This window comes from Ruegeria sp. AH3 (assembly GCF_056536265.1).
Map to the genome: position 1 here is coordinate 321,011 of NZ_JBQFJL010000002.1, position 18,519 is coordinate 339,529.

Consider the following 18,519-nt stretch of genomic DNA (forward strand, 5'->3'; position numbering starts at 1 on the left):
ACAAGCGGTCCAAAGCCCCAATGCGGTCAGGCATCAAGGGAAATGCGAAACTTTGGATGTGTTCCGTGTCGTTGCTCGAATCCACAGGACAGATAGACAGCTTGAGCGGTTGAATTATCGGGATGTGTACCGACCATCATGTAACGACAGGACAGAGCCCGCGCCTTACGTTTGGACCCTTCGATCAGTTGCCGTCCGATCCCCGCGCCGCGAAACGACCGCTCGACAAAGAGATGATGTATATCAATGCCGCGCAGCCCCACCTGCAACTGGGTTAAAGGGCAAAGCGCGGCATAGCCGACGATCTGATCGCCCAATTCGGCGACCAGGGCATAAATCCAAGGCGGATTGGCGAACAAATCACGTTTCAAATCTGACGCGTTGACATCTGGAACATCGCCGTGATGTTCGGCCAATGCGCGGATCATTGTTAGTATCTGAGACAGATCACTTAGCTCTGCGTCGCGAATTTGCACAATCGGGTCTGAGTTTGTGTTCTCCATCGTCACCTCCTGTTCGGGCCACAGAAGCGAAACGAAAAATGCCGCACTGTGGCGGCACTTTCAGACTAAACATCATTGACCGCTCCACTTTAGGGGGCGTTGTAATAGCGTCCGAAGGATTGGGTCATGATGATCATGACCCAACCATCCGTTTTCGGCAGGCAAACGTCAAGTTACCGAAGACATGACTAGGGGTTATGCCGCACCGTAGATCACCGGAAACCGCCCCCCGGCGAAGGGCGCACCGGGGCTTAGGCTGTCGTCATGCAACCATTCGGTCACAGAGTCGCGCGGTTGGTAAGTTGCCCCGTCTACAGCAAAGCGGATCGCATAGCCGCGCCTGCGTCGCGTCGAGGTTCGGTTTCCCATCGCCGAATGCACGGTCATGCCGTCAAAAGCCAGCGCATCTCCGGGTTCCATTTTCGGGTAGTGAAAGATGTCATACGCGGTGCGATTGGCCTCGAAATCCGGCATGTCGATATAGTCGGGATTGTCTTCCTCAAGATAATGCAGGAATGCACCAAGCTGGTCGGTTTTAAAGGGTCGGTACTTGGCACCCCACGCGTGTGAGCCGCGGACAAATTCCAATGCGCCGTTGTCTGGGTCCACTGGGTCCAATGCAATCCAAATTGTCATGATAGGCCCCGCGACCGGCCAATAGGGTTGATCAGTATGCCAACCCGTTTGGGTTCTGGTTCCCGGCTCTTTCGCAAAAATCTGGTCGTAGATCAGCGAGGTCCATGGGCTGTCAGCCACCTCGGCCACGCGTCGTCCGATATCCGAGTTCAGGCAATATTCCTGAAATACACCCGGATGCTCGCGCATATTCTTGTAGGCAAAATAGCGGTCGCCTTTGGCGGTTTCGTCGTCGACGGCCTGGCGTAGCTTGTTCAGCCAGTCCTGCGACAATACGTGTTTCAACAGCACGACGCCGTCGCGAGCATATGTTTCCTGAATGGATTTCAGGTCAGAATTGTGTGTCATGTAACGTCCATTTCCATCACCTCATCCTCTGAGGCTGTTGCAGATAGAGGGCGCATCGCGCCCGGTTGATCTGGCGTTACAAGGCAGGTGAGCTGCGGCAGTTGATGATGAAGCAGGGCCATAGCGACCGCGCCGACCACTTGCCGGCAAGGCGTTGATGGAACTGCGCTACGCGTAAACTCATGGCTATACATTATCTGAATTTTTCAAAACCGCATAGGGCTGAGCTTATCGAGCTATCGAAGGCAAACGGGCAAAAACTCATTGACGAAAAGTGCATATTAATAAATATTATTACTATCATGCAAAGATACTCCATCTTCTCTCTTGCCCGGAATGCGCTGTCCGGCCACCGTAACTGGCAACTGGCCTGGCGCAGCCCACCGCTGAAAGATCAGTATGATGTGGTTGTGATCGGGGCGGGGGGCCACGGGCTGGCAACCGCCTACTATCTGGCCAAGGAATTCGGCATCACAAACGTTGCGGTGCTTGAGCGCGGCTGGCTTGGGGGCGGAAACATCGCCCGCAACACCGTCACGATCCGCTCGAATTACATGCGGGACGAGTCGATTCCGTTCTACGTCAAATCCGTTGCCATGTACGAAGGGCTCACGGATGAGCTGAACTTCAACATGATGCACTCAAAGCGCACCATGGTGGATGTAGTGCAGACCTGGCCCAAACTGCGTGAGTTGCGCAGGCGGCAGTTGACGATGGATATTTACGGCTCGACCTATGAGCAAATCACGACCGAGGAATTGCGCCGACGCATTCCGGCGCTGACTGGGGGTGGGCCTGATGCACGCCTGCCGGTGATCTGCGGGATGGTGCATACGGATGCGGGTGTGAACCGGCATGACGCCGTGGCATGGGGCTATGCGCGCGCGGCGGACGCGCGCGGGGTTGAAATTCACCAGCAAACCGCAGTGCAATCCCTGATACGCGGGGCAGATGGCAGGATCGAAGGGGTTGAGACAAATCGCGGCGTCGTTAAGGCAAACAAGGTGGTGGTGGCCGTTTCGGGACATACGACAACGCTGACCGAGACGGTTGGGCTGAAGCTGCCTTTGCGGACGATAAACCTGACGGCATTTGTGTCCGAGCCGGTGAAGCCTCTGGTCGATGTGATCGTGAACTGCCCCGATAGTGGGTTCTATTTCAGCCAGTCCGACAAGGGCGAATTGGTAATTGGCGGGGCACCCGATATGGGGCAGAGCTTTCGCCGCGACATCAAACAGCACGTCTTCGAGGATACAGTGACCGCGATGCTGTCTCTGTTCCCAAGTTTCAAAAAGCTCAAGCTGATGCGGCAATGGGGCGGGCATCTGGATATTGCGCATGATGCCTCACCCATCATGGACCAGACCGAAGTTCCGGGCCTGTTCGTCACCGCCGGATGGTGGGGCGGGTACAAGGCGATCCCGGCGGGCGGACTGACACTGGCGCATCTGGTTGCCAAGGAACAACCGCACCCGCTGATGGCGCCCTTCACGCTCGGTCGGTTCCGGTATCTGGATTTCGTAATGGAAGCTGGCACCACCACTGCGCGATAGGAAAGGACGGATCATGTTGCTTATAACCTGCCCGTTCTGTGGCAAGCGTAATGAAAGCGAATTCATCTATGGGGGACCGGTTGGGGCGGATCGTCCCGACCCCAATGCGGTCAGCGATGCAGAATGGGTCGAATATCTGACTGTAACGCCAAATCCGCTGGGGCCGGTCCAAGAAAAATGGTGGCACGCGCGCGGGTGCGGTGAATGGTTCACGATCTGGCGCGACACCCGGACCCATGACATTGTGGAGGCACCCGATGGCACAGAGTAACCGCCGCGCTTCGGGTGGGCGTATCGACCGAAACCGCCCTGTGCGGTTTACGTTCAACGGCAAGCCTTATGAGGGTTACGAAGGGGATACGCTCGCATCGGCTCTGCTGGCCAACGGTGTTCGTGTCACCGCGCGCAGTTTCAAATATCACCGCCCGCGCGGGATCATGGGTCACGGCCCCGAGGAACCCGCGACTCTAGTGGAACTGGATGGCAATGATGCCTCGGGCAACCGCCCTGCGACCACCGTACCGCTGCGCGACGGCCTGAGTGCAAGGTCGGTCAATTGCTGGCCTTCACCCGAGTTCGATCTGGGTGGTATCAACCAGCTGTTCACACGCTTCATCCCGGCCGGGTTTTACTACAAGACATTCAAATGGCCCAACTGGCACCTGTTTGAACCGTCGATCCGCAAGGCCGCCGGTCTGGCTGCTGCTCCGTCCAAACCTCCGTCCAAGGGTCATTTCGAGGCACGGCATGCCCATGCCGACGTGCTGATCGCCGGGGCGGGTCCCGCCGGATTGCAAGCAGCGCTTGAGGCAGGGCGTGCGGGCAAGCGGGTGTTTCTGGCGGATGAGGGGACCGAGGCTGGCGGTAGCCTGCTCAATCGGAACCTGACCATCGAGAGCCGCCCGGCAACGGATTGGGTGGCCGATGCGGTGTCCGAGTTAGACGGGATGCAGAACGTGACCCATCTGCAAAATGCAACCGTCTGGGCTTATCGCGAGCATAATCTGATGATTGTCAATGAGCGTGACCCCGAACAGGATGGGATCCTCGAACGTAGTTGGCGGGTTCCTGCAGCCGAGGTTGTGATCGCAACCGGGGCCACCGAACGTGCGATGGTATTCGGCGACAATGATCGCCCCGGCGTGATGCTTGCCTCTTCCGTGCAGGCATATGTGAATCGTTGGGGCGTGATGCCCGGACAACGCGTGGTGCTGTTTACCAACAACAACAGCGCTTATGCAGTGGCCGCTGATTTGGCTGCCGCAGGCGTCACGGTCGAGGCGATCCTTGACAGTCGTAACAAGGTGCCACAGGCGGCGTTGGATCTGGTGTCCGGGGTCACAGTGCATGTCGCGACCGTCGTCAGCGAGGTTCGTGGGCACAAGAGTGTCCGCGCCGTAAGGGCTGTGCCCAAAACCGGTGGGGCAGGAGTTTGGATCGACTGCGACCTGCTGGCGTGTTCCGGCGGGTGGAGCCCAACGGTGCATCTGTGGTCTCAGTCCCGTAGCACGCTCCGGTTTGACGAGGATCTGGCGGCCTTCTGTCCCGATCAGGCAGCGCAGGCCTGTCGAGCCGTGGGCGCGGCGGCGGGCAATCTGACGCTTGATCGGATTGTCGATGGGGGTGAAGACCTTACCTATGCGATTGAACCGCTTTGGCGGGTGGGTGTTCCCGGTCAGCGGGGCAAGGCGTTTCTGGACGTTCAGAATGATGTGTCGGTCAGTGATGTGCATCTGGCCCTGCGCGAAGGCTATGACAATGTCGAACATGTCAAACGCTATACAACCGGTGGCATGGGCATTGATCAAGGCAAGACCGGCAATATCAACATCATCGGCACTGTCGCGATGGAAAAAGGTCTGCCGCTGCAAGAGGTTGGCACGACCACCTTCCGCTCGCCCTACACGCCGGTTTCTTTCGGTGCGATTGGCGGATTGCGCGAAGGTTGGGGGCTGTTCCCATATCGTCATACCCCTGTGACCCAGTGGAACAAGGATAATGGTGCGGTGATGTACGAAGCCGGTGCCCGCTGGCGGCGTCCGGGGTATTTTCCGAAACCCAACGAAGGTCTGCAAGAGGCGGTGAATCGCGAATGTCGTGCCGTGCGTGAGGGCGTGGGTGTCTATGACGGCTCGCCGCTGGGGACGTTCGAATTGAAAGGGCGAGACGTTCCGAAATTCCTGGATTTCGTCTACTCCAACATCATGTCCAGCCTGAAACCGGGTGATGGGCGGTATGGCTTGATGCTGACTGAGGATGGCTTGATCCTGGATGATGGCGTTGCCTTTCGGCTGGATGAGCATCGCTGGCTAATCTCGACTTCGACCGGCCATGCGGATGCGGTGAACCAGCATATGGAGAAACTGCTGCAGACCGAGTTTCCCGATTGGCAGGTGATGATCACTACGGTCACCAGCCAGTGGAACAATGCCACCATATGCGGCCCCAAAGCGCGTGAAGTGATGCAGGCGCTTGGCACCGATATTGACCTCTCACCCGAGGCGTTTCCGTTCATGTCCTTCCGCGAAGGCACTGTCGCCGGAGTGCCGGCTCGGGTCGTGCGCGTAAGTTTTACCGGAGAGCTGTCCTTTGAGGTGAATGTCGCCCCCCGCCACATGGCCGAGCTGTGGGAAAAGGTGATGGAAGCCGGCACGCCCTTTGGCATTCTGCCTGTAGGGTCGGAATCCAGCCATGTGCTGCGGGTCGAAAAAGGGTTTTTGTCACTGGGACACGAGGTTGACGGGACCGTCGATGCCTATGATCTGGGTATGGGTTGGGCGATGTCCAAGAAAAAGTCGGATTATCTGGGCAAACGGTCGATTGCGCTGCGCCGATCGCGCGGTGCGCCACGGCGCGAGTTGGTGGGCATCCTGCCAGAAGATCCCAACCGACAAATCCCAGAAGGCGCGCCCCTGACGCCGGGAGGCCGGAAAGAGGCGACAGACGGGCTGGTCACGGCCTGTGTTTGGAGCGTTGTGAACAACCGCTGGGTCGGGCTGGCGCTGTTGGAAAACGGCCATGCGCGTCAGGGCGAAACCGCCCATGTCCGGCTGAAGGATGATGTGATCCCGGTCAAGGTGACGAAACCGGTGTTCCACGATCCCGAAGGCAAACTGCTGAGGTCCTGAGATGAGCTACGATGTTACGGTTCAACGCTGCGGGCTGACCGCGTTGTTCGACCTCAAGGGAGCGGCTGAGGCGGTCGGGGCCTGGGTTTGCGATACATTGCCGGGTTTTCCGGACCGTGCCAATCACCGGACGGAAGAAGAGGGGACGGAGCTTTTCTATGTCGGTCGTGATCATTGGATCGCCCGAGCGCCGCTGGCGCGGGAAGAGGCTCTGGAGGCCCAGTTGAAACCCACGGACTGCCCGGCTGATATCAGTATCGTTCGGGTTTCGGACACGATGACCTTTTTCCGCGTTACTGGTCCCGATGCGGCCGAGATCATGGCGATTGCCTGCCCGCTGGACCTGCATGACAGCGTGTTCGGACCGGATGCAGTGACCTATTCCGAGGTTTTTGGCCTCAAGGCACTGGTGATGCGGTATCAGGACGGGTTCGAGTTCGCGGTCGAACAGAGCTTTGGTGACATGATCGACGACTATCTGGCGCGGGCCATGGCTTGACCCAACAGGCGCGGGGCGGCACAGCGGATCGGTAATCACCGGGGTGAAAGAGATGCCGCAATGCTGATGACGCTGACCTCAATCCTGCCGATCTTCCTGATCATTGCGCTGGGGCTTGCCCTGCGCAAAGGCGGTATTCCCAGTACCGATTTCTGGAACCTGAATGACAAGCTTGTCTATTGGGTTCTGATGCCCTGCCTTTTGTTCAGCAAAATCTCACTGTCACCTTTGGACAAGTCGGCTTTGGGGCTTTATTCGATGGCTATTCTGGGCGGGTTTGTGGCGGCACTTGTGTTTGCAGTTGTCTCCGCCCGTCTGCTGGGGTTCGCACCGCCTCAGGCGACTTCGATTTTGCAAGGCAGCGCGCGGCACAATTCATTCATTGGTCTTGCACTGGCGGCCAATCTGTACGGGCCGGCGGCACTGGACATCGCTATTCTTGCAACGGCGATATTGGTGCCGACGACCAATATCGTGATGGTCATCTTGATGGTCGGTGCGCTGAAAAGCGACCGCGCCAATAGCCTGCCCATCGCCATTTTGCGAGAACTGGCGCGCAATCCATACGTGATCTCGATCTTTCTGGCAGTTTGCGCCAACCAGTTGATCGGGGACAGGATCGCGGTCGTGCATGATGTAACGGATGTTTTGGGGGCGGGGGCTTTGCCGATTACCTTGCTTGCGGTGGGGGCCAATCTGAGGGTTCGTGCTATGGCTGCCAGCACGCTGCCTTTGATCCTTGCCTTTGCGGGCAAGATGGTTGTGTTTCCTGTCGCGGTCCTAGTGATCGGCTTGCTGACCGGGCTGCCACGCGATGTGCTGCAGATTGCGGTCGTCTATTCGGTCGTGCCGACAGGTGCCTCGTCCTACACGCTGGCCAAGCAACTGGGTGGTGATGCACCGCTGATGGCGGCTATTGTTACGCTACAGACGCTGATTGCCGCCGTCAGCATTCCGGTCTCGCTCGCCGTGCTGTTGCCGCTGATCCCGTGATGGCTAATCGCGATAGATGTTGGTGAACCCAGGCCGCGGTATCTAATAGGCGGGCATCACCACCTTTTCGTCCGATCAGTTGAATGCCTAGTGGCAGCCCGTTTTGATCGGTCCCAAAGGGCAGCGCCACCGACGGCACTTGCAACAGGTTCCACATGCGAGAATAAAGCGGATCTCCGGTCGCCTCCAATCCCATAGGGGCCGGTCCGGGCGCAGAGGGAACCAAAAGCGCATCTATGTCGCGGAACATTTGATCCAGCATCGCATCTGCACGGTCCCGCAGGTCCAGAGCTGCACGGTATTCCCTGTCGCTGACTGCCAAACCTGCGGTGACAAGCTCATGAAACTGCGGGCTGATACCGGGAACGCCGACCGCGTACTCCGTCGCGCGTTGTCGCGCGACCTCGTACCCCATAACAGCGATCTGAGCCTGAGTGAGTTCGGAAAAAACAGGCGGGTGGACGATCTCTCCGACCTCAGCGCCGGTGGCGGCAATGGCGCCCAGGGCGCGCGTGCAGGTATCCCGCATTTCGACTGAGCCGTCCTGCCAATATGGGCCGCGCATTAAGCTGATCCGGGGCAGGGCATCATCGAACTCAGGTGGCGGACGCAGGTCTGTACCGCGCAACACAGCGTCGGACAGAGCCAGGTCCCGAGGGTCACGGGTCAGAATACCCAGCGTATCAAGGCTTTCGGACAGCCCCATGACACCCGTCAGATCATACCGTCCGGTCGTTGGCTTGAACCCGCATACCCCGCAATAGGCGGCAGGTCGGATCAGCGACGCGGCCGTTTGAGACCCGAATGCGAGCGGTGTCATGAAATCGGCCACAGCCGCGGCCGAGCCGGATGACGACCCACCAGGAGTGTGTGCTGGGTTGGCCGGGTTGGCGGTCTTGCCCGGTCTGAAATAGGCAAATTCGGTAGTGACGGTTTTACCGATCGGTATTGCACCGGCGTCTAGAAAGGCCTGTACACAGGCCGCATTGCGCTCTGGGCTCCGCCTGGCATACAGGTCGCTGCCCCACCCTGTTGGCATTTCGTCTGTGTCGATGATGTCCTTGATCACAAAAGGCACGCCATGGAGCGCGCCGCCAGAGGGGAGTGCATCGGCGGCATAGGCCCGCTCCATGGCGCGCGCCGCATCGAGGGTCTGGAAGGCCCCGATGACAGGTTCACGATCTTTGATCCGGTCCAGATGTGCGGCCATCACCTCGGACGGTTTCACCTCACCCCGCTGGATCATCGCGGCAAGCACATGGGCAGAGTGTTGATTCAGCGCGATCATGCCTCCAACGCTTTCAACGCTGCTGCAAACGGTGTGACGGGCATGTCGTAGATGCCACCACCCAACCGTCCGGCTTGACCCAGCCGGTCAAGGATACCTAAGCCGATCACTGGCCCCGACCCCTGCGCAACGGCACCACGCGCCGTGCTACCCAACCTTACATCCAACGCTCGGAAATAAGGGTGCGCACCAACCGACAGGCCCGACATGCGCGCTTGTGCGTCATCGGGCAGATAGGCACCAAGCCCTTTTTGCTGTTCGGGGCTCAATTCGATGGCCATCGCGCCCAGCCCAAAGGCTTCGACCACGGCGCTGTCACCAATCGCGCCCAAGGCTCGGTCTTTTGGCAAGTCCACGTCGAATGTGCCTTTCGGCGTGCCGGCTGGAATCGTGAACCATTGGTTCGGAAGGCCGGAAACCTGAATGCCGACCTCTCGCCCATTGCCGCCTGCCGCCGTTACGAAGCTGGAACTGTCAATCCCTTCGGCCAGTTTCATCATGCACTTGGTGGCGGCCATCCACAGGTTCAGAAACAGCGAGGGCGAGCTGCTAATGAACGCCAGCACATCGTGATCGGTGATCCCGCCGGGCGTTCGATCCTTGAGTTCTGCAATCAGTGCCTGCGCCGCCACAGGGGTACGCCCGTGACAGTCATCCCCGCCCAACAAGCCGATCACGGCCAGTGGTACCAGTGCGATTCCCTCGGCAAGCCCTTTCTCCAAAACATCCAGAAACCGGGTGTTGAGCCATCGGATATGATCCAGAACCGCCTCGGACCGCAGCCCCAGCCGCATAGCGGGGCGACTGCCTGCGTTGATCGGTGCATAGACCCGTTGCTGCCCGCGCCATGCATCATAGATCGTATGTAGCGGCATATCGGCCGAGACCACGGCAGCCAGAGGTGTCACGACGTCGTGGTCCTGCGCAGGCTTCAAAACGATCTCACCCCCGCTGATCATCGCCTCGGCCTGATCAAAATCCTTCGCCAGACCTTGCCAGACGGCAGCAACACAGGCCGAATTCAGGATCGGTACAGTGATCTGATTCGGGTTGGCAAAGGCAGGACCGGCGTGCAGAAGCACGTTTTCATCCAGACCCAGCGCCTCAGATGCCGTATTGAACCGGTTCCAGACCGGTTGCGTCACCATTGCCCGGTCAAAGGCTAATTGATCGGCCGGATGCAGCATCACGCGCCCTCTGGTGGAATGATCCAAGTTTCCGAGAAATACAGAAATGCAGTCGTCGTCTCGTATCCGGCCTGCACGCGTGTGCCCAGCTTGCCCGGCAGCGGGTGGCCGTTGACAATGATCTGCGCCGAATGTGCGGGCACCAAAAGCGAGAACATGTTCTGCTCGCCCGAGGCGACCTCATGTGGTGACAATTCCAGCGCGCGAGGTGGTTCGAACCCCTCCCAGACCAGCTCAATCGTCAGGTTCTCGCCGACGATGGTCTCGGTATAGCGATGGCTCATGGGATCACCGGTTGAACGTACGACCTGCGTGCCGATCTCGGGTAGGGTTGCAAAGGCAGGGGCGTTGGCGAAAGCGGCCAGTTTGCTGATGAAATTGGTTTTCAGAAACGCCGTAAGGTCTGGATTGTCACTCAGGATCACGTTTGGTGCGTCAGGCGATCCCTCAACCCGATCCGGTGCTCCGTATAGCAGCAAAACCTGACCCTGACCTACCGGAGACCATGCCACGCGAAAAAACAGTGCCATAGCCGAGAAATTGTCGTTGTCGTCTTTCAGCAGGATGCCGGGGTTTTCGCCGGTCCAATCAACGGTGCCGGGGGTGATCGGTTCATTCAAAGGCATCACAGATCCTCCTGCGGGGTCACCCAGGTCTCAGAGAAGGCCAGAAACGCGGTCGACATGGTGCGACCAAAGAACTGGCGGCTGGCAACCTGACCGGGCAGGGGGGTGCCGTTGACCACAATCTGTGCCGCTTTGGCCTCAAGGAACACAGAATACATCTCATGCGCTTTGGTGGCCGAGTTTTCCTTGGTCACCTCAACTGGCAAAGGCGGGCCCATATCCTGCCAGATCATCTCGACCGTCACGCCCGATCCGCGCAGGGTTTCGGAGTACCGGGATTTCAAGTCGCCGGGACGCTTTTCCACGCTGTCGCAATCCAGCCATGTCATTGCGCCTAGCCCGGCCTTGCCGATAAAGGTTGGCATTTTGGTCACCCAGCCATCTACGATCCAGCGCATCATTCGCTGGTTGTCGGTCATGATAAGGTTAGGCACTTGCGGCCAGCCCTGCGCCTGATCCGGAGCACCCAGGATCAACGCTGCATTCCCGCGCCCATAGGGCGACAGAACCACCCGAAAGAACAGCGCCAGCGTGTCGTAATGATCCTGTTCGGGATCCCGTTTCAGATAGATGCCGGGGTTTTCGCCGGACCAGTCAACGCGGCCGGGGTTGTGGGGAATGCGTGTAGTCATGACCAGCTTGCCTCGTAGTCTTTGAGGGCGTCGATGATGAACGCCCTACGGGCGTCGCCCTGAAGATGGTCGCCGGATTTGTAGATCTCGGCCACTTGATGCGAAATCTCTTTCAGCACCGCCCCATCGTCGCGACCCTCCTGCAACGGAATGCGCAGCATCGTATCCCCGGCATAGGTCGGGATCACCTTGTCTGCGAAATTGTCGGAGGGTTGTGGCGGGCGTTCACCGTTTTGCAGGGCGCGAATGGCGTTGCGTAGCAGGCGGCGCGCCTTGGCGACACCCCGGTCGGTAAAGCTGAGGTTTTCGCGCGCATGGATGTTCTTTGGTCCTTGGCTTACCCAGGCATCGTAGTCGCCCGGATCACGCTGGCGCATCTCATAGGGACGTTCCGGGTCTTGGCCATAGAAATCTGTCATGCCGTAGCCAACCTTGCTTTTGTCCGTCAGCCCCTTGGGGTCGTCATTCGCCGCAGCATCCCGAAAATGTCGCCAGGCGATGACCATCGTGTTGGTGTCGTCAATTGGAGTGATCCAGCGCGACAACCCGCAGCGCCCGAAATAACGCGGCCCGTCCGGAACCGGGAAATGACCCCCATTCTGCGTGAACGACGGCAGCATGTGGTCATGTATCCGGACCCAGACGATATCCTCGACGCGTCGGACATTGGTGTAGAAATCGCCGGTTTGACTTTCATGAAACTCGATCATCGGCATTTCGGCAAAAGCGTCGATGAACTGGCTGCGCACGGCCAGCGTGTGCAGGTAGACCACGTGGAAGGGGTCCCAGGCGTTTTCCATCACTTGCAGCCAGTTGCAGGGGGATTTGATGAGGTAGGGCACCAGTTCATCGCCCTCTTCGTCAAACGTGTCCATCACCGGGAAGGGCGGCTGTTCACTGGCCGGGCCCATATAGGCAAAGGCCAAGCCCTTGTATTCGATCACCGGATAGGCCCCAAGACAGGCCTTTTTCTTGACCTGAGAAGCGGGCGGTTCGCACGGGGTTTCCAGAACGGTGCCGTCCAGCCCGTATTTCCAGCCGTGATAGGAGCAGCGAATGCCGCCTTCCTCGACAATACCAAACTCAAGGCTCATGTTGCGGTGGCAGCAATGCAGATGGGTCAGCCCCAGTTTGCCCTCTTTCTTTTCGCGAAACAGAACCAGATCTTCGCCCAGAATGCGGATGCGATAGGGCAGGTCACCGATCTGGTCCGTCATCGCAACTGGCATCCAGAATCGGCGCAGATACTCACCGCAAGGTGTGCCGGGGCCAACTTCGGTCAGCTCAGGGTCAGGGGTTTCGTGCCAGACATTCTGCTGGTCATGGCCGCGGAAATTGCCTTTGGGGGCCGAGAAATGATCGTTCATTGCGTCCTCCGTGCACGCCAGTGGTCAGGGGAAGGGATCAGGCACCGGTTTGGCACCGGTCCAGATCGATTTGGTTTGGCAAAAATCCTTGATGGCGTCGGGACCAAGCTCACGGCCATAGCCCGACAGCTTGATCCCGCCGATGGGGCTGGCGGGATCGACGCTGCGATAATGGTTGATGTAAACCGTGCCTGCTGCAATGGCTTCAGCAACCCGTTCGCCTTTCTTGGAGTCTGTCGTCCAGACCCCTGCGGCCAGACCGTAGTCACTGTCATTGGCTAGCGCGATGGCTTCGTCTTCGGTTTCAAAGCTAGTGACTGCCAGTACAGGGCCGAAGACCTCTTGCCGCCAAAGCTGCATCTCAGGCGAAACACCGTCGAATATGGTCGGCCCGACATAGAACCCGTCGCGCCCTGCAGTGGATTCCAACCCGTCCAGTATACAAACGGCCCCTTCGGCTTTGGCTTGTTCGATCATCGCGATGACTTTGTGCAGATGGGGTTCGTTGGCGAGCGGTGCGATCTGTGTTTCAGGGTCCATCGGATCGCCCATCTTCAATACGCGCGCGCGGTTGATCAGGCGCGAGACCAGCGTGTCTTTCAAACTGACCTCGACGATCAGGCGCGAACCGGCGACGCAGGTCTGGCCATTGGACAGGAAGATCCCGGACAAAATCCCATTGACCACGTTGTCAAGATTGCAATCGGCGAACACCAACTGGGGTGACTTGCCGCCCAGTTCCAGTACGGCGGGGATCACACCTGCCGCCGCAGCCTCGGCCACTTTGCGACCGCCTAGATCTGATCCGGTAAAGGTGACTTTACGTGTCAAAGGGTGCCGTACCAACGCTTCGCCGACCTCATGCCCCAGCCCGGTGACGACGTTCAACACGCCGGGTGGCAAGCCCGCGTCATGCGCCAGGCGCGCGAATTCCAAAGTCGAGGCCGACGCCATTTCCGATGGTTTGACGACCACTGTATTGCCCGCCGCCAAGGCCGGGGCCAGTTTCCATGCCAGGATCATCAGGGGTGAATTCCACGGCGTAATGGCAACAACTACGCCATAGGGAATGTGATGGCCGACGCTGTGGACACCGTGGATGGAGTTCGCTTGTGCTTCGGGTCCCAGCTTGCGCACTTGGGTGGCGAAGTAGCGAAACCAAGTGTGCAGCCCGGAAAACTGGCCCCGCACTTCGGTGATCCGTTTGCCATTGTCGCGGATTTCCGGTGTTACAAGCTCTTCCCATCGATGTTCCAGAACATCCGCCAGCCGGTCGAGCATATCGGCGCGTTCATTTGGGCCCGTTTTGGCCCATGGCCCGTTGCGAAAGGCGTAATCAGCGTCTCGGATTGCCTGATCGGCGGTTTGGGCATTGCCGCGGGCGATGGTGCTCCACCCTTGACCTGTTGCGGGGTCGATGCTGGTCAACATTTCGCCGCTCCAGTCCACAAACACGCCCGAGATGAATGGAGTGTACGCCCTCATTCAATGTCTCCGACCGCAGGTTGTGCCACCAGTGCCAGCAGATCGCCGCGGCAGACCACGCCCCGGTTGCCATGGGCCAGAACATACCCCGAGGCAGAGAAGTTCAGATCTATTGATGCACGCTCAGGCTCCGCCGGGAAATGCAACCTTCCAGCGAGTGTACCACGTTCGACGTATTGGCCAGCCCTACTGCGCCGATCAAACAAACCATCCGCGGGGGCGTATATCGATTGCGACGGGTCAGCGATCTCCACGCATTCTGCTGCTACTTGCTTGGGCTGATCGCCCTGCAAGATTCCCAGATGCCTGAGGCATCGAAGCAAACCCGTTTCAGCCAAATCGGTGATTTCGGGATCAACTCCTCCTCCTCCGCCCAATTCGGTCGCGATCATGGGCGTGTTGGTCCGCGCGGCTGCCGAGTTTACAGATCGATTGTCATTATGTGTGCCCAGCACCCAGATCAAAGGCAATCCAAAGGCACGGGCAAGATCCATGTTGGCGGAGGTGAGCGCCTTGTCTTGCGTACGGGCGGCTAATGCGCAGGGTTCGAAGACCGAGGCTTTGCCCCCGGAATGCAAGTCGATTGCGGCGTCCACGCGTGGCAAAAGAACCGTCTCGACAAAATGCGCCAGCATTGCGGTTGGACCGCCATCGGCTTCTCCGGGAAAGGCACGGTTCAGGTTCTGACCATCCAGCGGAGAGACACGGGACGCAGCCGCCAGCGCCGGTGCGCTTAGCCCGGGGATCAGGATCACCTGTCCAGCCAACTCGTCGGAGTTCAGGCGCGCCGCGAGCCGCATTATCGCGGCCGGTCCTTCGAATTCATCCCCATGCGTACCGCCAAGGACCAGAACACTCGGTCCCGGCCGCCCTTTCAGGCTGATCACCGGTACTGGGTGATAGCCCAGCGGCACCGAATTGTCCGACCACTTCAGCATCAGATCGCCCACCTGCCTGCCCGGCGCATCAAGATCGATGGTCAGGTGCAGCCTACTAGATTGGTGAGATTCTGTGCGGGTCATCCGATTTCTTTTTGCTGGCGCATCCACTTCATATCATAATTTTTTTGAAAGTGAATTGTAAAAAATCTATTGTTATGTGATATGAAGTGCGATGGCGCAAAGCCATCCTTGGCTCTGCCGGAGGAACTCTATGACTCTGACGCGCGCGAAAGCGGGAATCGAAAAAATCAAACCTCATATGGTGGGCGGGGCGTCCGACGACGTGCCACCGCCAGCGGCTCTGCTGAATTCAAATGAGAACGTTTTTGGCCCGAGCCCGAACGCGCGTGCCGCCGCTTGTGCGGCCATTAGTTCGGTCGAGCGGTACATGGAAAATCCAGACCAAATTCTGGCCCCTGCCATTGCCGCGCATTTTGGGCTGGACGCGGCGCGGATCACAACCGGGCAGGGATCGGACGATCTGTTGGCACGGCTGGCCCGCGCGTATCTGGGGCCAGGAACCGAGCTGATCCGCAGCGCCAATGGCTATCTGAAAGTGCCCAACTACGCCTATGCCAATGATGCCGAGGTCGTGTCTGTTGATGATGACAGCTTCAAGCCGTCGGTGGACCGAATGATCGACGCGCTAAGTGAACGTACGCGCGTGGTCTACCTTGCCAATCCCGAAAACCCGGCTGGAACCTACCTGAACCGGGCCGAGTTGCGACGGCTACATGCGGCATTGCCCGACCATGTTTTGCTGATCATTGATGCCGCATACGAAGAATATGTCGATGCCCATGATTACGAGCCTGCACACAGGCTGGTCGAGGATTCAGAAAATGTGGTTATGTGCCGGACATTTTCCAAAATATACGGGCTGGCCGGGGCACGCGTGGGGTGGATGTACGGGCCCAGCGACGTTGTGGACAGCGTACGGCGGATCGGGTTGACGTTCCCGGTTGCGTCTCCTTCGGTTGCCGCGGCCATCGCCGCGTTGGAAGATAAGGCGCATACGCAGGCGGTTTTCCAAGCCAACGCGCAGGGACGGCGCTGGATCGAAACAGAATTGCGTGCTCTGGGGTTGGAGGTTGTACCAAGTCAGGCCAATTTCGTATTGGTTCGCTTCCCGGACCAAGGAAAATCTGCCGAAGCGGCCGATCGATTTCTGCGACAACGTGGCGTTGCCGTGCGCAGATTCGCCTCGGCTGCTTACCACGACTACATCCGCATCACCGTTGGTCACCCTCATGAAATGCATGCGGCGCGTTGCGGGATCGCCGCGTTTCTGGACGGAGCTTCGTGATGGTCGCTGCACCGCAATCCCGCAACGACGCGCCGTCGGTGGCGCATGTGTCCGGGGCCGCTATCATTGCAGCTATCAAAGCGTGCCACATCGGTGAAGTTGTGGCCCTGCCGGACATAGTGACCAGCGATGGTCTGTTATGGCCGATCTCGCGCGATCCCGATTTTCGCCTGACCCGGATCTGCAAGGAAGATGAAGGCGTCAGTATTTGTGGCGCGATGTCTTACAACGGCACGCGGGCAATACTGATGATGCAGCAGACCGGTTTGATGGATTCATTGAATGCGATCCGGGCGATTGGTGTCGACTACGAATTGCCCATCGTCATGATGGTTGGCCTGCAAGGGAAAGAACCGCATCTGCTACCGGATCAATCGGCCGCGTACGGTGTTCGGATCATCCAGCCGGTTCTGGACGCGATGAACCTGTCGCATTCTTTGATCGAGGCACCGGGGGACGAGGCTCAGATTCCGTCCATGGTTGAGGCTGCCTATGCGGCGTCCAGACCTCATATCTTCTTGATTGGCCGATCGCCGGAGGCCCCATGATCATGTATCGAGACGCGGCTCTTAAGGCATTGATCCCGCATGTACGCGAAGAAGATATCGTGGTCGCGGTCTACCAAAGTTGTTTCGACTGGTTGGCGCTGAACCCGCGCGATCTGAACTACGTGGCTGTCGGAGCGATGGGCCAGGCATCCTCACACGGTCTGGGGCTGGCGCTGGCAAATCCTGACCGGCGGGTGATCGTTCTGGACGGGGACGGCAGTTTGCTAATGAACCTCGGCTCGCTTGTGACGATTGCCAATGCCGGGGTCAGCAACTTGTATCATTTCCTGTCCGCCAACAGGGTGTATGAAGTAAACGGATCACATCCCTTGCCTGGTGCTGAACGCGTCGACTTTGCGGCCATGGCATGGGCCGCGGGCTATGCCGGAGTGCAGCGCTTTACAGCGCTTGACCAATTCTCAGAGTCACTGCCACATGTCTTGTCGGCCAGCGGCCCGCAATTCGTTTCAATGGAGATACAAGCCGGAGAATCGCACCCGCGAGACTACGCCTATATCCACAGTGCGCAGGCCCGCGAAACATTTCGCGAGGCGCTCAATCGCGGGTGACTTTCGTCTGGACGATGTTCAGAAAAGATTGCCCAACGGCCGTGAGTGGTTTGTTCTTGGACCAGAACAATACTGCCCGAAACGTCAGCGGCGCGGCAAAGGGCAGGGCGACGCAGTCGGGTAGTGTCTTGAGGTATTCAAGGCTGGCCCCGACGACAGAAACGCCAAGGCCTCGAGCGACCAGACGACAGATGGCATCGGTGGTCCGGGTTTCGTACTGCATGTGCCGTGCGATGTCTTTTGCTTCAAAAAACTGATCGATCTCGAACCGGAAGCGTGAAGACGGCATGTAAGATATGAAGTTCTCACCCTCCAAGTCCCGCGCCTGCACGATTGTATTATCTGCCAGACGGTGGCCAGTGGGCAGCACGCAGCACACATCGCTGTCACGGATAACAAGGCTTTCGAAAGAGGGATTGGCCGGTTCAGTCGTCGTGATCCCAAAATCATAGTTCTGGGATACCATCCATTCGACCGCATCGTCGCTGGGGGCGATTTCCATGCGCGCCATGGCGTGCGGCCAAGCGGTTGCGAATTCACCGAGTAGATCGGGTGCCAGTTGAGAAGAGACCCCCGGCGTGATCACGAGATTCAGCCGGGCATGACCGAATTTACCGATTGCAGCGGCCGAGTCTTTGATGTGCTCCATACCGCTGACAGCCTGGCGCACCTCTTCTACCAGCAACCGGGCTTCATCGGTGGGCACCAATACCCGTCCTGACCGTTGGAACAGTTGAAAACCAACCTCGGCCTCGAAATCCGAAATCAACCGACTGACCGCCGGTTGCGATATCCCAAGCATCGCTGCAGCCTCGGTCACCGTTCCGGTCGATACAACGGTACGAAACGCGTCAACCTGTTTGAATGTGATCTTCATATGGGGCAACGCTGTCGTTCTTTGGGTTGGCTA

Annotated in this window: 18 protein-coding genes; 8 read left to right on the top strand and 10 right to left on the bottom strand. The window is 58.6% G+C overall.

The genetic code is table 11. The features are described 5' to 3' along the window. Positions 1 to 26: 26 nt before the first annotated feature. Positions 27 to 503, bottom strand: coding sequence for an N-acetyltransferase family protein (locus ACR3EM_RS19065; protein WP_480472211.1), 477 nt, complete (start codon positions 501 to 503; stop codon positions 27 to 29). Between the two features lie 195 nt (positions 504 to 698). Continuing rightward, entirely contained in the window at positions 699 to 1,487 is a 789-nt protein-coding gene (locus ACR3EM_RS19070) for a phytanoyl-CoA dioxygenase family protein (RefSeq protein ID WP_480472212.1), read from the bottom strand. A 302-nt stretch (positions 1,488 to 1,789) separates the two neighbouring features. Between ACR3EM_RS19070 and ACR3EM_RS19075 the strand changes: the two genes are divergently transcribed. The 5 genes from ACR3EM_RS19075 to ACR3EM_RS19095 are packed head-to-tail and all read left to right on the top strand — an operon-like array spanning position 1,790 to position 7,660. Next, positions 1,790 to 3,040 (top strand): FAD-dependent oxidoreductase, encoded by a 1,251-nt coding sequence (locus tag ACR3EM_RS19075; protein ID WP_480472213.1) that lies wholly within the window; start codon positions 1,790 to 1,792, stop codon positions 3,038 to 3,040. A gap of 13 nt (positions 3,041 to 3,053) precedes the next feature. Continuing rightward, positions 3,054 to 3,311, top strand: coding sequence for a sarcosine oxidase subunit delta (locus ACR3EM_RS19080; protein ID WP_480472214.1), 258 nt, complete (start codon positions 3,054 to 3,056; stop codon positions 3,309 to 3,311). Further along, positions 3,298 to 6,168, top strand: coding sequence for a 2Fe-2S iron-sulfur cluster-binding protein (locus ACR3EM_RS19085; protein ID WP_480472215.1), 2,871 nt, complete (start codon positions 3,298 to 3,300; stop codon positions 6,166 to 6,168). Before ACR3EM_RS19080 ends, ACR3EM_RS19085 begins: the two co-directional genes overlap by 14 nt. Before the next feature lies 1 nt (position 6,169). Continuing rightward, positions 6,170 to 6,667, top strand: coding sequence for a sarcosine oxidase subunit gamma family protein (locus ACR3EM_RS19090; protein WP_480472216.1), 498 nt, complete (start codon positions 6,170 to 6,172; stop codon positions 6,665 to 6,667). Positions 6,668 to 6,727: 60 nt separating this feature from the next. Beyond that, complete coding sequence (locus ACR3EM_RS19095) at positions 6,728 to 7,660, top strand: AEC family transporter (RefSeq protein ID WP_480472217.1); 933 nt, start codon at positions 6,728 to 6,730, stop codon at positions 7,658 to 7,660. On the opposite strand, the gene ACR3EM_RS19100 is transcribed toward ACR3EM_RS19095, so the two are convergent. The 7 genes from ACR3EM_RS19100 to ACR3EM_RS19130 are packed head-to-tail and all read right to left on the bottom strand — an operon-like array spanning position 7,614 to position 15,267. Then, positions 7,614 to 8,948 carry an amidase gene (locus tag ACR3EM_RS19100; RefSeq protein WP_480472218.1) on the bottom strand — a complete coding sequence of 445 codons (1,335 nt, stop codon included), beginning with the start codon at positions 8,946 to 8,948 and terminating at the stop codon, positions 7,614 to 7,616. The genes ACR3EM_RS19095 and ACR3EM_RS19100 overlap by 47 nt on opposite strands. After that, on the bottom strand, positions 8,945 to 10,096 hold the full coding sequence (locus ACR3EM_RS19105) for a YlbE family protein (protein ID WP_480472219.1): 1,152 nt from the start codon (positions 10,094 to 10,096) through the stop codon (positions 8,945 to 8,947). The genes ACR3EM_RS19100 and ACR3EM_RS19105 overlap by 4 nt, the downstream gene beginning before the upstream one ends. A 38-nt stretch (positions 10,097 to 10,134) precedes the next feature. After that, the gene (locus ACR3EM_RS19110; RefSeq protein WP_480472220.1) at positions 10,135 to 10,761 is read right to left on the bottom strand and encodes a hypothetical protein; all 627 of its coding nucleotides are present in this window, start codon (positions 10,759 to 10,761) and stop codon (positions 10,135 to 10,137) included. Then, positions 10,761 to 11,393 carry a hypothetical protein gene (locus ACR3EM_RS19115; RefSeq protein ID WP_480472221.1) on the bottom strand — a complete coding sequence of 211 codons (633 nt, stop codon included), beginning with the start codon at positions 11,391 to 11,393 and terminating at the stop codon, positions 10,761 to 10,763. Before ACR3EM_RS19115 ends, ACR3EM_RS19110 begins: the two co-directional genes overlap by 1 nt. Further along, on the bottom strand, positions 11,390 to 12,760 hold the full coding sequence (locus ACR3EM_RS19120; protein WP_480472222.1) for a Rieske 2Fe-2S domain-containing protein: 1,371 nt from the start codon (positions 12,758 to 12,760) through the stop codon (positions 11,390 to 11,392). The genes ACR3EM_RS19115 and ACR3EM_RS19120 overlap by 4 nt, the downstream gene beginning before the upstream one ends. Before the next feature lie 24 nt (positions 12,761 to 12,784). Continuing rightward, on the bottom strand, positions 12,785 to 14,245 hold the full coding sequence (locus tag ACR3EM_RS19125) for an aldehyde dehydrogenase (protein WP_480472223.1): 1,461 nt from the start codon (positions 14,243 to 14,245) through the stop codon (positions 12,785 to 12,787). Further along, positions 14,242 to 15,267, bottom strand: coding sequence for a succinylglutamate desuccinylase/aspartoacylase family protein (locus ACR3EM_RS19130; protein WP_480472224.1), 1,026 nt, complete (start codon positions 15,265 to 15,267; stop codon positions 14,242 to 14,244). The genes ACR3EM_RS19125 and ACR3EM_RS19130 overlap by 4 nt, the downstream gene beginning before the upstream one ends. Before the next feature lie 130 nt (positions 15,268 to 15,397). Here ACR3EM_RS19130 and ACR3EM_RS19135 point away from each other — a divergent pair, with 130 nt between their 5' ends. The 3 genes from ACR3EM_RS19135 to ACR3EM_RS19145 are packed head-to-tail and all read left to right on the top strand — an operon-like array spanning position 15,398 to position 17,609. Beyond that, positions 15,398 to 16,492 (top strand): pyridoxal phosphate-dependent aminotransferase, encoded by a 1,095-nt coding sequence (locus tag ACR3EM_RS19135; RefSeq protein WP_480472225.1) that lies wholly within the window; start codon positions 15,398 to 15,400, stop codon positions 16,490 to 16,492. Next, positions 16,492 to 17,040, top strand: coding sequence for a decarboxylase (locus tag ACR3EM_RS19140; protein ID WP_480472226.1), 549 nt, complete (start codon positions 16,492 to 16,494; stop codon positions 17,038 to 17,040). The genes ACR3EM_RS19135 and ACR3EM_RS19140 overlap by 1 nt, the downstream gene beginning before the upstream one ends. Then, positions 17,037 to 17,609 (top strand): thiamine pyrophosphate-dependent enzyme, encoded by a 573-nt coding sequence (locus ACR3EM_RS19145; protein ID WP_480472227.1) that lies wholly within the window; start codon positions 17,037 to 17,039, stop codon positions 17,607 to 17,609. Before ACR3EM_RS19140 ends, ACR3EM_RS19145 begins: the two co-directional genes overlap by 4 nt. Here the strand turns inward: ACR3EM_RS19145 and ACR3EM_RS19150 are convergent. Next, complete coding sequence (locus tag ACR3EM_RS19150; RefSeq protein WP_480472228.1) at positions 17,596 to 18,486, bottom strand: LysR substrate-binding domain-containing protein; 891 nt, start codon at positions 18,484 to 18,486, stop codon at positions 17,596 to 17,598. The genes ACR3EM_RS19145 and ACR3EM_RS19150 overlap by 14 nt on opposite strands. Between the last annotated feature and the right edge of the window lie 33 nt (positions 18,487 to 18,519).

Excerpts from the sequence above, each read along its gene's own strand:
- ACR3EM_RS19065 (WP_480472211.1), bottom strand. The coding sequence starts at position 503 with ATGGAGAACACAAACTCAGACCCGATTGTGCAAATTCGCGACGCAGAG.
- ACR3EM_RS19070 (WP_480472212.1), bottom strand. The coding sequence starts at position 1,487 with ATGACACACAATTCTGACCTGAAATCCATTCAGGAAACATATGCTCGC.
- ACR3EM_RS19075 (WP_480472213.1), top strand. The coding sequence starts at position 1,790 with ATGCAAAGATACTCCATCTTCTCTCTTGCCCGGAATGCGCTGTCCGGC.
- ACR3EM_RS19080 (WP_480472214.1), top strand. The coding sequence starts at position 3,054 with ATGTTGCTTATAACCTGCCCGTTCTGTGGCAAGCGTAATGAAAGCGAA.
- ACR3EM_RS19085 (WP_480472215.1), top strand. The coding sequence starts at position 3,298 with ATGGCACAGAGTAACCGCCGCGCTTCGGGTGGGCGTATCGACCGAAAC.
- ACR3EM_RS19090 (WP_480472216.1), top strand. The coding sequence starts at position 6,170 with ATGAGCTACGATGTTACGGTTCAACGCTGCGGGCTGACCGCGTTGTTC.
- ACR3EM_RS19095 (WP_480472217.1), top strand. The coding sequence starts at position 6,728 with ATGCTGATGACGCTGACCTCAATCCTGCCGATCTTCCTGATCATTGCG.
- ACR3EM_RS19100 (WP_480472218.1), bottom strand. The coding sequence starts at position 8,948 with ATGATCGCGCTGAATCAACACTCTGCCCATGTGCTTGCCGCGATGATC.
- ACR3EM_RS19105 (WP_480472219.1), bottom strand. The coding sequence starts at position 10,096 with ATGGTGACGCAACCGGTCTGGAACCGGTTCAATACGGCATCTGAGGCG.
- ACR3EM_RS19110 (WP_480472220.1), bottom strand. The coding sequence starts at position 10,761 with ATGCCTTTGAATGAACCGATCACCCCCGGCACCGTTGATTGGACCGGC.
- ACR3EM_RS19115 (WP_480472221.1), bottom strand. The coding sequence starts at position 11,393 with ATGACTACACGCATTCCCCACAACCCCGGCCGCGTTGACTGGTCCGGC.
- ACR3EM_RS19120 (WP_480472222.1), bottom strand. The coding sequence starts at position 12,760 with ATGAACGATCATTTCTCGGCCCCCAAAGGCAATTTCCGCGGCCATGAC.
- ACR3EM_RS19125 (WP_480472223.1), bottom strand. The coding sequence starts at position 14,245 with ATGAGGGCGTACACTCCATTCATCTCGGGCGTGTTTGTGGACTGGAGC.
- ACR3EM_RS19130 (WP_480472224.1), bottom strand. The coding sequence starts at position 15,267 with ATGACCCGCACAGAATCTCACCAATCTAGTAGGCTGCACCTGACCATC.
- ACR3EM_RS19135 (WP_480472225.1), top strand. The coding sequence starts at position 15,398 with ATGACTCTGACGCGCGCGAAAGCGGGAATCGAAAAAATCAAACCTCAT.
- ACR3EM_RS19140 (WP_480472226.1), top strand. The coding sequence starts at position 16,492 with ATGGTCGCTGCACCGCAATCCCGCAACGACGCGCCGTCGGTGGCGCAT.
- ACR3EM_RS19145 (WP_480472227.1), top strand. The coding sequence starts at position 17,037 with ATGATCATGTATCGAGACGCGGCTCTTAAGGCATTGATCCCGCATGTA.
- ACR3EM_RS19150 (WP_480472228.1), bottom strand. The coding sequence starts at position 18,486 with ATGAAGATCACATTCAAACAGGTTGACGCGTTTCGTACCGTTGTATCG.